At 38.5% G+C, this 12,957-nt stretch carries 12 protein-coding genes; 5 read left to right on the forward strand and 7 right to left on the reverse strand.

All coding sequences use genetic code 11. The annotated features are described in order from the left end of the window. Positions 1–90 precede the first annotated feature (90 nt). The 4 genes from ACFOSX_RS01515 to ACFOSX_RS01530 all read left to right on the forward strand — a co-directional run bounded on the left by ACFOSX_RS01515 (position 91) and on the right by ACFOSX_RS01530 (position 4,702). A complete protein-coding gene (locus tag ACFOSX_RS01515) occupies positions 91–2,742 on the forward strand; it encodes an AsmA-like C-terminal region-containing protein (RefSeq protein WP_386096315.1) in 2,652 nt (883 codons plus the stop codon). Positions 2,743–2,852: 110 nt separating this feature from the next. Beyond that, positions 2,853–3,716: a sigma-70 family RNA polymerase sigma factor gene (locus ACFOSX_RS01520; RefSeq protein WP_386096317.1), complete on the forward strand. Its 864-nt coding sequence runs from the start codon at positions 2,853–2,855 to the stop codon at positions 3,714–3,716. Positions 3,717–3,731: 15 nt separating this feature from the next. After that, entirely contained in the window at positions 3,732–3,926 is a 195-nt protein-coding gene (gene rpsU, locus ACFOSX_RS01525) for a 30S ribosomal protein S21 (protein ID WP_386096319.1), read from the forward strand. Positions 3,927–4,072: 146 nt separating this feature from the next. Beyond that, on the forward strand, positions 4,073–4,702 hold the full coding sequence (locus ACFOSX_RS01530; RefSeq protein ID WP_386096321.1) for a LysE family translocator: 630 nt from the start codon (positions 4,073–4,075) through the stop codon (positions 4,700–4,702). Here the strand turns inward: ACFOSX_RS01530 and ACFOSX_RS01535 are convergent. Beyond that, on the reverse strand, positions 4,699–5,490 hold the full coding sequence (locus ACFOSX_RS01535; RefSeq protein WP_386096323.1) for a DUF2797 domain-containing protein: 792 nt from the start codon (positions 5,488–5,490) through the stop codon (positions 4,699–4,701). The two genes, ACFOSX_RS01530 and ACFOSX_RS01535, sit on opposite strands and share 4 nt — an antisense overlap. Positions 5,491–5,578: 88 nt before the next feature. Here ACFOSX_RS01535 and ACFOSX_RS01540 point away from each other — a divergent pair, with 88 nt between their 5' ends. Then, positions 5,579–7,099 (forward strand): GH3 auxin-responsive promoter family protein, encoded by a 1,521-nt coding sequence (locus tag ACFOSX_RS01540; protein WP_386096325.1) that lies wholly within the window; start codon positions 5,579–5,581, stop codon positions 7,097–7,099. A 251-nt stretch (positions 7,100–7,350) separates the two neighbouring features. Here ACFOSX_RS01540 and clpX read toward each other — a convergent pair whose 3' ends face one another. The 6 genes from clpX to ACFOSX_RS01570 form a co-directional block, all read right to left on the reverse strand. Further along, positions 7,351–8,580: an ATP-dependent Clp protease ATP-binding subunit ClpX gene (gene clpX / locus ACFOSX_RS01545; protein ID WP_386096327.1), complete on the reverse strand. Its 1,230-nt coding sequence runs from the start codon at positions 8,578–8,580 to the stop codon at positions 7,351–7,353. Positions 8,581–8,754: 174 nt separating this feature from the next. Further along, a complete protein-coding gene (locus tag ACFOSX_RS01550) occupies positions 8,755–9,429 on the reverse strand; it encodes an ATP-dependent Clp protease proteolytic subunit (RefSeq protein WP_386096329.1) in 675 nt (224 codons plus the stop codon). A 109-nt stretch (positions 9,430–9,538) separates the two neighbouring features. Beyond that, complete coding sequence (gene tig, locus ACFOSX_RS01555) at positions 9,539–10,861, reverse strand: trigger factor (protein ID WP_386096331.1); 1,323 nt, start codon at positions 10,859–10,861, stop codon at positions 9,539–9,541. Between the two features lie 81 nt (positions 10,862–10,942). Further along, the gene (locus ACFOSX_RS01560) at positions 10,943–11,287 is read right to left on the reverse strand and encodes a phage holin family protein (RefSeq protein ID WP_386096333.1); all 345 of its coding nucleotides are present in this window, start codon (positions 11,285–11,287) and stop codon (positions 10,943–10,945) included. A gap of 189 nt (positions 11,288–11,476) precedes the next feature. Next, a complete protein-coding gene (locus ACFOSX_RS01565; RefSeq protein WP_386096335.1) occupies positions 11,477–12,247 on the reverse strand; it encodes an alpha/beta fold hydrolase in 771 nt (256 codons plus the stop codon). Beyond that, positions 12,244–12,957, reverse strand: coding sequence for a pyridoxine 5'-phosphate synthase (locus ACFOSX_RS01570; RefSeq protein WP_386096337.1), 714 nt, complete (start codon positions 12,955–12,957; stop codon positions 12,244–12,246). The genes ACFOSX_RS01565 and ACFOSX_RS01570 overlap by 4 nt, the downstream gene beginning before the upstream one ends.

The raw sequence follows: 12,957 nt of genomic DNA on the forward strand, positions 1-12,957 counted from the left end.
AACAGCATTGTTTGGGATTGGGTCAACCAAAACCCCATTAGTGCCGTATCTTGTGTATCCGCTTATATCAATCTTTGAAGCGAAAATCTTATGAAAAAATTATTCAAAATTATAGGAATCATTCTCTTGCTAGGCATCATAGTCTTAGCAAGCATTCCATTTATTCTCGAATCTAAAATCGATACCATCGTTCAGAATTATGTCGACAAAAATGTCAACGCAAAGGTTGAATTTGATGATATTAGTTTGAGTTTGTTGAGCAGTTTTCCGAATGCAAATGTGAATATCGAGAACTTGAAAATCACGACTTACGCGCCGTTTGAAGACGAAACGCTAGCCAACGCCAAGCAGATTACGCTGAAAATGCCGATTAAGGAAGTGTTTAAAAGTGCGAGCGATGACCCAATGAAAGTGACCGAAATCATAGCTGATGAGGTATTGTTGACCCTTCAAACCAAAACGAATAACGAGGTTAATTACGATATTTTAAAATCCACAGACAGCACCGCTTCGGGCAGTTTCAGTTTTGATGTGGAGGATTATAAAATTAAGAACAGTGCCTTTACCTATTTGGACGAAAGTTCTGAAACGGTCATTTATATAACAAATATTAATCATGAAGGTAATGGACGCTTTACCGAATCTATTTCAGAATTAGACACCGAAACCACAGCCAAAATGAGCTTGGCGATTGATAGTGTTGAATACCTGAAAAATCACGACATTAAATTAGATGCGCTGATTGATTTAGACCTAGACAATGATAAATACACCTTTAAGGAGAATCAGGGCTTTGTGAATGACTTGCCTTTAATTTTTGAAGGTTTTGTTCAGAATGTTGATGATGGGCAGTTAATTGACATTACATTTAAGAATCCTGAATCGGACTTCAAGAATTTCTTAGCTATCATTCCTGAAGTGTATCGTAAAAATCTAGAAAACGTCAAAACGACCGGCGATTTTAAGGTCAACGGTATAATTAAAGGTTTGGTGTCTGATGAGACCATCCCAAATTTGGATATAAACATGAGTTCCAACAACGCCTCATTTCAATATCCTAACCTTCAGAAGTCGATGCAAGACATTGTTATTGATGCATCCGTAAAAAACAACACCGGAAAAACCGAAGACACCTATTTGGACATCAACACGCTTAATTTTAGAATTGACCAAGACGTATTTCGTGCTGAAGCACACCTCAAGGATTTGATGGAGAATATAAAAGTTAATGCTAAAGTGAATGGTGTATTAAATTTAGCCAATCTGGCCAAGGCCTATCCTATTGATATGGAGCAGAACCTGAGCGGTATTTTGCGTGCCGATATTGCCACAAATTTTGATATGAATGCCGTAGAGACCAATGCCTATCAACGCATTAAAACTACAGGTAAAGCCAGCATTACTGATTTTGTATTTTCTTCGGAAGAAATGGCAAACCCATTACAAATCAATTCCGCAAACATCAACTTCACACCAAGCACCGTTACTTTAAATGAATTCACGGCAAAAACAGGAAACACAGATTTAGTCGCTAGTGGTACGCTTGAAAACTTTATTGGATTTTTGGTTAGTAGTGACCAGCCACTTCGTGGTAATTTTAATGTCACAAGTCAACGCTTTGAAGTTTCAGACTTTATAGTCAATAAAACAACGGGCGAAGAAGGGTCAGCAAGCACCGCCACAGGCAAAGAATTGAAGCTTCCTGCATTTTTGGATGCCAACGTTAAAGTTAAAGCAAATACCGTTATATATGACAATCTCACGCTTAAAAACGTGAATGGCAAATTGTCCCTAAAAGATGAAACCGCACGCTTAACCAATGTCACCACGGACATTTTCAATGGTAACTTGGCGCTATCTGGATTGGTGTCTACAAAAAATAATGTACCTACCTTCAACATGGAATTGGGTATGAACGGTTTGGATATTTCAGAATCGTTTAAAGGCTTCGATTTGTTGACAAAATTGGCCCCCATTGCCGATATTTTAGAAGGTAAGCTGAATTCCGCAATAAAATTAAATGGTGCTTTAGACGGCAGTTTTTCGCCAGATTTATCTTCAATCACGGGGGATGCCTTGGCCGAAATCTTAACCACAAAATTAACAGCAAGCCAAAGTGAAGTCTTAAAGGGCATAAGTAGTAAACTCGATTTTATCGATTGGGATAAGTTTGATTTGGAACAGCTCAAAACCAACCTCAGCTTTGAAAAAGGTCAAGTCAGTGTAAAACCGTTTTCGTTTAGTTATAGAGACATTCCTATTAATGTTTCAGGAACACACGGCTTTGATAATAGCATGAATTACCAATTGGTATTGGATGTCCCTGCAAAATATTTAGGAAGTGAGGTCAACCGTCTAATTGGAAAAATAAATGACAATGAGGTAAACCAAATTTCAATTCCTGTGACAGCATCTTTAAGCGGTAGCTTTGGAAGCCCTAAAGTAAGCACAGATTTACCAAGTGGTGTGAAAAACTTAACGGCACAGTTGATTGAAATTCAGAAACAAAAATTAGTCGGAAAAGGAAAAGATAAAATCAAAGACCTTTTGGGAATGACGGGAACGAAGCCTAACCAGACGAATGATTCTACGGTAGTGGTTCCAAATACGACGCCTATTACTCCGGGGACTGATTCCATTCCGGCGCAAACCACCCAACCAAAAGGCGTTAGGGAAACCTTGAAAGACCTTTTAAAGAAGACCAAAAAACAAACGGATTCTACCAAAAACGGCGGAAATTAATTTAAATCACATTGATTTTAGCCAAAAAACGTTAATAATGGGCGTTTTCTTTGGAATTCCCGATTATTCCATTATACTATAGGTTGTAACAATTTAAACAGAGCAGATATATGAGGCAATTAAAGATTACCAAGCAAGTCACAAACAGAGAAGACAAGTCACTGGACAAATACTTAAATGACATAAGTAAAATACCATTGATTACTGCGGATGAAGAAGTAGAGTTGGCTAGACGTATAAAGCAAGGTGACCAAATTGCCCTAGATAAATTAACCACAGCTAACTTACGTTTTGTGGTGTCTGTTGCGAAGCAATACCAAAACCAAGGTTTAAAACTGCCTGATTTAATTAATGAAGGTAACGCTGGTTTGGTCAAGGCCGCTAAGCGTTTTGATGAGACCAGAGGTTTTAAATTTATCTCTTATGCCGTTTGGTGGATTCGCCAGGCGATTCTTCAGGCATTGGCAGAGCAATCTCGTATTGTACGTTTACCATTGAATAAAATCGGAACGATTAACAAAATCAATAAAGCTTACGCCTATTTAGAGCAAGTAAGTCAGCGCCCACCAAATGCTGAAGAAATTGCAACTGAATTAGATTTAAGTGTACGCGAAGTAAAACAATCCATGAAAAACGCCGGACGCCATCTTTCAATGGATGCGCCGTTAAAGCAAGGTGAAGATTTTAGTTTATACGATGTGGTTTCTGCGGATAATTCACCTCGTCCAGATAAAAGTTTAATGCGCGAATCCCTTAATGTGGAAGTAGAACGTGCGTTGGAAACGTTAAGCGAGAAAGAAAGTGATGTGATTCGTTTAAATTTCGGAATTGGCGACCAACCCCCGATGAGCCTACAAGAAATCGGTGGTATGTACGATTTAACACGTGAGCGTGTAAGACAAATTAGAGAAAAAGGCATCAGAAGGTTGCGACAAACAAGTAAAAGTAAGATATTGCGAACTTATTTAGGATAAACAAGACATTTAGACATGATTAAAATTGAAATTAAAGAAGGTGAAAACATAGAACGTGCATTAAAACGTTACAAGCGTAAGCATAGAAATGTACAGATTATGCAGAACCTTAGAGAATCTCGATATTTCACCAAGCCTTCGGTAAAACGAAGACGTGAAATTCAGAAAGCCGCATACATTCAAGGTTTAAGAGACCAAGAAGATATATAAATTGAAGAGCGACCAATAGGTCGCTTTTTTATTTTAGGAACTTCGCTTACCAGCCTGCTCAGTAGACAGGCGCTCTAAAAAAGTTCACATTCCGTTAAAACCATATTTTTCTGTAAGCAATCATAAAACTCAACTACAAAGGGATTATGATTGTTTTATTTTTAATAGCCGGATTTTTAGCTTCAATAATTGGAGCTTTGCCTTTGGGCGCCTCAAATATTGCAGTAATTAACACCACCATTAAGCATGGAAAATCAAATGCTCTTAAAATTATAATCACAGCGGGTGTTGCCGAAGTCATTCTCTCCTACTATGCTTTAAGCTATAATATGACGGTGATGGATTTTTTTGAATCCAACCAATGGATTCAAGTTTTAGTTGCCCTTACTCTATTATTAATTGGAGGAATGCTTTTTTTTAAAAAGACTAAGACATCAAAAGCTAAGCATAAGACACAGCCTTCTGCTAAATCTAACTATATCAAAGGATTCTTCCTGGGGTTGTTGAACCCGCCTGTTTTGGTATATTGGCTCATTGTTTTTGGAATATTGAACACCAATGAACTTATGCTAAGTTTAAAATCGCCTTGGCTAGAAGTCGTTTTATTTTTTATAGGTGTTTACTTTGGAAAATTTTTGACGCTATACCTTTTCAGCACATTCAGTTTGGTTGTAAAACGAAAGTTCTCAAATGTCAATTCGGTAATTAATAGGTTTACCGGAAGCTTACTTTTCTTTGTGGGAATCGTTCAAGTAGTGAAGTTGTACCTCCTTTAAATACTCAGATCCACCACCAAACCTTCATTAGCACGTACATTGAATACAGTGTCATCTTCAAAAATGAGGTATTGTCCTTTAATCCCGACCAGCTTTCCAGAGAATTCTATATCCTTTTTAAGATTAAGACTTTTGGGTTTTTCAGGATATTGGTTAACGGGAAAGTGTAATTCGGTTTCTTTGTTATTCTGAATAAAATACGCTTGTGTTTCTTCAGGCAAAAAGGGTTTCAATTTGTCACGCCATTCGGTTAAATCCAAATCCTTGATATCATTTTTTAGCATTTTTCGCCAATTGGTTTTATCGGCGACATGGTCTTTTAGAGCAACTTCGGCGATTCCTGCTAAATACCGGTTTGGCACTTCTACAATTTCCACAGCTTCGTGCGCGCCTTGGTCTATCCAACGCGTAGGCACCTGAGATTTACGCGTAACGCCAACTTTAACGTTACTGCTATTGGCCAAATAAACAATGTGGGGTTGTAGCTGTACCTTTTTTTCATACGCTAAATCACGGTCTTCTTGGTCTAAATGTGCGGTGCTTAATTCGGGACGCATAATCCAATCGCCAGCAACAGGTTTATCAAAAAAGCAGTCTTTACAAAAGCCTTGGCGATAAATTTCTTTGTTTAATCCGCAACTCAAGCATTCATAACCCAAATGTTTTAAATGCATGGTTTTATCCAACAGTTGATTCATGTGGACAAAATCCGTTTTAAAGACCAAATAATACTGAATGGGGTCTAAAAATTCGGTTTGCATTTTAGTGAGGACACCAGTGTAAATCATTCTATAATTTTATTAATTTTAGGCTTTATTAAATTGACCGATTCATTTAATAACTTAATGCCGTTTAACGGCTAAAGATAGCCAATCCATGCCAATTCCGATAGTAAATTCCATTGCTTCGTGGTTTTTAAAAAAGCGATTCCACCAGATTGAATTGTTTTTAAAATACCCACACGATGTGCAGAACGAATTGCTTTTCAGTCTTTTGAAATTCGCTAAAGACACCGAAATTGGGAAGCAGTATGATTTTGGCTCTATCAATTCCTACGAAACCTTTGCAGAACGCATTCCCATAAGAAATTATGAAGGTGTGCAAGATCAGATTGAGCGTTCGCGCTTGGGCGAAGCCAATATCTTCTGGCCCACACCGATTAAATGGTTTGCAAAATCTAGCGGAACGACCAATGCGAAAAGTAAGTTTATTCCTGTTAGTACCGAATCTCTAGAAGATTGCCATTATGCGGCCAGTAAGGATTTACTCTGTATGTACCTCAACAATAACGAAGGATCTCAATTATTCACAGGCAAGAGTTTGCGCCTTGGTGGCAGTAAAGAATTGTATAAAGAAAACGGAACGGCCTTTGGAGATTTATCAGCCATTTTAATAGATAATATGCCGTTTTGGGCGGAATTTAGTAGTACACCGAGTAGTAGAGTCTCCTTGATGAGCGAGTGGGAAACCAAAATGGTGGCCATTGTCAATGAAACTATAAATGAAAATGTGACAAGTTTGGCTGGTGTGCCGTCTTGGATGCTGGTCCTTCTGAATAACATTTTAGATAGAACGGAAAAGGATAGCCTCTTTGATATTTGGCCGAATCTTGAAGTCTATTTTCATGGCGGTGTGAGCTTCAATCCATATATAGAACAGTACAGAAGTATACTTCCGAAGAAATCCTTTAAATATTACGAAATTTACAATGCGTCTGAAGGCTTCTTCGCCATACAAGACCAGAACTATTCCGGTGATTTATTGTTGATGCTCGATTATGGGATTTTCTACGAATTCATTCCGATGGACATCTACAACACACCGCAGGAAAAAGCCATCCGATTGCAGGATGTAGAACTCAATAAAAACTACGCAGTCATTATTACCACCAATGCTGGTTTGTGGCGTTATAAAATTGGAGACACGGTGCGCTTTGTAAGTTTGAATCCCTATCGTATCAAAGTTTCTGGACGGACAAAACATCATATTAACGCTTTTGGCGAGGAATTGATTATTGAAAATGCCGAGGACGCTTTAAAGAAAGTCTGTAAAAAAACGGCTGCTGAAATCAAGGACTATACCGCCGCGCCTATCTTTATGCAAGGCAAGGAAAAGGGCGCTCATGAATGGATTATAGAATTTAAAACCCCTCCAAAGGACATGGGCTATTTTAATGAGTTATTTGACAATGCTCTAAAATCGCTCAATTCCGATTATGAAGCCAAGCGTTATAACAATATGACGCTGAACAAACCGACCATACATGCCGCGCGGGAAAACCTCTTTTACGACTGGTTAAAGGAACATGATAAATTAGGTGGACAACATAAAGTACCTCGTCTATCCAATAGCCGAGATTATATCGATGAGTTGTTAGATTTAAACCGAATGTGCTAAGTCATTCATCGGAATAATTATCAAATAAATTTATTATAACGGATATATCCGTGGCTTAATCCAAAAGTGAGACTACAAACGTCTATTTCCCTACAAGAGGTTTTATATTAGCGATATCCTACGATATATATCCTATAATGGACCACTATATATGGCAGTGTTAATTGTTATTAATCCAACATAACCAAAGAAAAACCACAACAAACGTTGTGGTTTTTCTATATATCAATAAAAGTTTTTAGTTTCTCAATCTACGACACCGCCTTCAACTTCTTTAAGGTCGATTTACTCAATTTATCTTCGGCATATTCCTTATCAATTTCTAAGGTCTTTTCATCAGATCCTGGTAAATGGAACATGGCGTCGGTTAAGATTTCCTCACAAAGTGAGCGTAACCCACGAGCACCAAGTTTATACTCTATGGCTTTTGAGACAATGAATTCTAAGGCTTCGTCTGTAAAGGCTAAATCTACCTCATCCATTTTAAAGAGTTTTTTATACTGCTTCACAATGGCGTTTTTCGGTTCCGTTAAAATGGCTCTCAAGGTGTTGGCATCTAATGGATCCATGTGAGTCAAAACAGGCAAACGACCAATGATTTCAGGAATCAATCCAAAATCTTTTAAATCTTTAGGAATGATATATTGTAAAATATTGTCACTATCTACATTATCGGTACTGATTGAGCTATACCCAATCGCCTGCATGTTTAAACGTTTGGTGATGACACGTTCTATACCATCAAAAGCACCACCAGCAATAAATAGGATATGCTCCGTATTGACCTCAATAAATTTTTGGTCTGGATGCTTACGCCCTCCTTTTGGTGGAACGTTTACCGTAGTTCCTTCCAATAATTTTAGTAAAGCTTGCTGGACACCTTCACCAGAGACATCCCTAGTAATAGACGGATTATCACTTTTACGTGCAATCTTGTCAATTTCGTCAATAAAAACAATGCCCCGCTCAGCTTTTTCTAGATTATAATCGGCCGCTTGTAATAATCGGGTTAAGATACTTTCTACATCTTCTCCAACGTAACCAGCTTCTGTTAATACCGTTGCATCAACTATGGCCAAAGGTACATTAAGCATTCGGGCGATGGTTTTAGCCATAAGGGTCTTACCGGTTCCTGTCTGTCCCACCATTATAATGTTAGACTTCTGGATTTCGATATCGTCATCTGACGGTGGTTGCAACAAACGCTTGTAGTGGTTATATACAGCAACGGACATCACACGCTTCGTATATTCCTGCCCTATGATGTATTCGTCCAAAAAGTTTTTAATCTCAATGGGCTTTCTCAACATCAACTCCGCGCTTAATTCGGAATTGTTGCTTTGTTTAGATTCTTCTACTACAATACCGTGCGCCTGCTCAATACAGCGGTCGCAGATATGTGCGTCTAATCCTGCAATTAATAAATTGGTTTCTGGCTTTTTCCTACCACAAAATGAACATTCTAATTCTTCCTTTGCCATGATATTAGTTTCGAGTTCAATGTTTCAAGTTAAAGACATTGAACCTATTTTAATCTTTAGTATCCGTAAAAACGGATGTTTTCATATGATGGGTTTCGACTTATGATTAGACTTCGACTACGCTCAGTCTGACATCCACTATATATTCAAAATAAGAGTCGAAACTATATTGTATTACTTTCGTTCTAAGACTTCGTCAATCATTCCGTATTTCAATGCTTCTTCGGACTTCATCCAATAATCTCTGTCGGAATCTTTTTCAACTTGGTCGTATTTCTTTCCGGAGTGCTTTGCAATAATATTGTACAATTCCTCCTTTACTCTCAAGGTTTCACGTACAGCAATTTCCATATCTTTTACCTGACCCTGCGTGCCACTCATCGGTTGGTGAATCATAACACGAGAGTGTTTTAAGGCCGAACGCTTTCCTGGTTCACCCGCACACAATAAAACGGCTGCCATTGAGGCTGCAATTCCTGTACAAATAGTTGCTACGTGTGGCTTCACAAACTGCATGGTATCATAAATCCCCAATCCGGCATATACCGAACCACCTGGCGAATTGATATAAATTTGAATATCCTTAGAAGCATCCGCACTCTGTAAAAACAATAGCTGTGCTTGGATGATATTCGCCACTTGGTCATTTACGCCAGTGCCCAAAAATATGATGCGGTCCATCATTAAACGCGAAAATACGTCCATTGCCACAGCGTTCATCTGACGCTCCTCAATGATATTCGGTGTTAAATTGGTTGGGTACATACTGGTAATAATCTTACCGTAATAATTGGAGTTAATACCTTGGTCTTTTATAGCAAACTTTTCGAATTCTTTTCCGTAGTCCATGTAAATAGTTCTGTTAATATTGATAAATTATAAAGGCGCAGAATCTCCTGATTCCACGCCTTAAAGGTACTGATTTTTTGCAAGAGTATTAACTCGTATCTATAGGGTCTTAACTGTAAAACTCTTTAACGAAATCATCATAAGTGATTTCCTTGGTCTTTAAGTTTGCGTTTTCCTTGTAGAAGGCCAATAATTTTTGGCTCATCAACTGCTCAGACATACGCTTCACTTCTTCTTGATTGCCCAATATACGTGCCGCAATATCCTCTAATTCTTTATCTGAAGGATTCAACTGACCAAACTGTGCCATCTGACCTTTAATCATCTCCTTGGCATAGTCTTTTAATTCTTCAAACTTTACCTGAAGGTCATGCTCGTTGATGATTTTACCCTCAATTAACTGGTACCGCATGCTTTTTTCAGACTTTTCGTATTCCTCTCTAGCCTGCTCTTCAGTCATTGGCTCTTCACCCGCCGTTTGCATCCACTTTTGAAGGAATTCTGCAGGTAAATCAAACTTTGTACTTTCTATTAAATATTCTGTAACGTCATTCAATAGCTTTTGGTCGCCTTGTTGTTTGAATTGCTTTTCAGAGTCTTCCTTGATTTTGTCTTTCAATTCAGTAACGGTCTTTACGTTCCCCTCCCCGAATAGCTTATCGAACAAGTCTTGGTCTAATTCTGCCAATTCGCGTTCGTTGATTTCAGAAATAGTGAAATTTACAGGAATATTTAAACCATGAGCATCATCGTGAGCCACCTTTAAATATGTCATCAAAGCATGGTCGTCGTTGAATAAGCCTTTAGTTTTTAATTCAATGGTATCGCCAACCTTAGCGCCAATGAATTTCTTAGGATTTGTCTTTCCTTTTAAAAGGTCTAAAGTGATAGTTGTACTATTATTAATGCCTTCATCTTCATTGACAAAAGTCCCCGTGATTTCAGAGTCTTTGGTCACTTCGGCCTGAGAGACAATCTTTCCATATTGCTTCTGTAAATGCTTCACTTGGTTGTCAATCATCTTATCATCCGCAACGATGTTGTAGTGTGTAATGGCTTTTTTGCCTTTTACCTTAACATCGAATTCTGGTGCAAGACCCAATTCAAACTCAAAAGAAAACGCATCGGCATCCCAGTTAAGGTCGTCCTGTGCTTTTGGTAACGGATTACCCAAAACATCTAACTTTTCCTCTACCAAATACTTACTTAACGCATCTTGCAATAATTTGTTGACCTCATCTACCAACACGGCTTTTCCGTACTGTTTCTTAACCATTCCCATTGGCACGTGGCCTTTTCTAAAACCAGGAATGTTAGCCGATTTGCGGTAATCGGTTAAGATTTTTTCCACTTTATCACTGTAATCTTCTTTAGCGATATCAACCTTTACGACGGCGTTCAACGCATCAATGTTTTCTCTTGTAATATTCATTGTTTTCTAATATGAAAATTGGGGTGCAAAAATACATATTTTTTTGCACCCCAACAATAGTTTCTTTGTATTGATTTTGAGCTACTTCTTCTCATTAAATACAGACTGTAAAAACCATTGTAAAATAGATAACAAAACACTGAATAATATGGCCGTCCAAAAGCCACTGACGGCAAATCCATCAATAAGTTTATCTGCCAACAGAATAATAAGGGCATTAATAACCAAAAGAAATAATCCTAAAGTCACAATGGTTACGGGAAGTGTCAGTATCACTAAAATAGGCTTGACTAACAAATTGAGAATAGCTAATACTACCGCGACGATAATTGCGCCCACGTAGCCATCGACGGCGACACCGTCTAAAACATGAGCAAGAATAAATACGGCTAGGGCGTTGAGGAGCAATCGGATGATGAGTTTCATGTTCTGTGGTTTGTGGTGATAAAGTTAAGAAAAGAGATTATATATTTTCTCGTTAAGTCGCAAACCTGCCTGCCGGCAGGCAGGGGTTGCAAAGCAGAACGTTACAACAACTATTAACAGTTGCAACATCGTAAGCTAAGTTGCTCCTCCATTTGGGAAAATATCCACCTAAGTCGGACAGATGGGAATTTAATTCTGTAAAAAAAACATCACCGCTTCATAAAAATCCTTCGGGTTCTCCGCATGCAACCAATGACCAGAATCAGCAATTGTTTTAATTTCTGAATTCGGGAAATGACGCTTAATTAATGGTGCATCTGTTTCGGAAATATATTCGGATTTATCGCCTCTTAAAAATAAGGTCGGATTTAAAACTGAAGCGTGCGTTGGCAAAGCTTCGCCAACTTCGGAAACGGCGATTTTTAAAGCATCGAGATTGATGCGTAGACCGAGCTGTCCCTTTTCTACCCAATAGAGATTTTTTAACAAAAACATCCGCGTTCCCATGTCAGGAACATATTGCGATAGTGCTTCATCAGCTTCGCCTCGGGATTTTAGAACCGTAAAATCGAGTAGGGAAAGGCCTTCTAAAATCGCATCATGATGAATGGGATAATAGCGTGGCGCAATATCGGCAACGATAAGCTTATCGATTAACTCTGGATACAGACTAGCAAAGCGCATCGCTGTTTTACCACCCATTGAATGTCCTAATAGTATGATATTTTGAAGCTGATGATGGTCGAGATAAACTTTTAAATCCTCAGCCATCAACTCGTAATCAAAATCTTCAGAATGAAAACTACGCCCGTGATTGCGCTGGTCGACCAAATGCACTTGAAAGCCTTCAGATGAAAATTGTCTGGCTAAGGTTTTCCAATTGTCGCCCATACCTAAAAAGCCGTGGAGGATGACGAAGGGTTTTCCGGTGTCGCCTATGATGTTGGAATGTAATATCATTTTAATCTATGCAAATACATCTGCACCACGTTTTCAATTCCGAGATATAGACTTTCCGATATTAAAGCGTGACCAATCGATACTTCTAATAAACCTGGAATATTTTGTTTAAAAAATTGAATGTTATCCAAAGATAAATCGTGTCCTGCGTTAACCCCTAAACCTAATTCATTAGCAAGCTCAGCACATTTGGTATACGGTTCAATAGCTTTAGAATTTCCTTTGGCGTATTCTTCGGCGAAGGCTTCGGTATACAATTCTATTCGGTCTGTGCCTGTAGCTTTAGCGCCTTCAATATGCTTTAAATTTGGGTCGACAAAAATCGACGTTCTAATGCCATTTTTTTTGAATTCAGAAATCACTTCCTGCAAAAACGATTTATGCGTAATCGTATCCCAACCAGCATTCGATGTTATGGCATCCACCGCATCTGGTACTAAAGTGACCTGAGTGGGTTTAATCTCTAAAACCATATTGACGAACTTTTCAATGGGGTTGCCTTCAATGTTGTATTCGGTATAGACTTCAGGCTTTAAATCATAAGCATCTTGGTAGCGGATATGGCGCTCGTCTGGCCGTGGATGAATGGTAACGCCTTCAGCCCCAAAACGCTGTATGTCTTTGGCAAATTGCACCACGTTGGGCTGGTCGCCTCCTCTACTGTTTCTAAGGGTTGCAATCTTATTTATATTGACACTTAACTTCGTCAT

Source organism: Winogradskyella maritima (assembly GCF_042650215.1).
GTDB lineage: Bacteria > Bacteroidota > Bacteroidia > Flavobacteriales > Flavobacteriaceae > Winogradskyella > Winogradskyella maritima.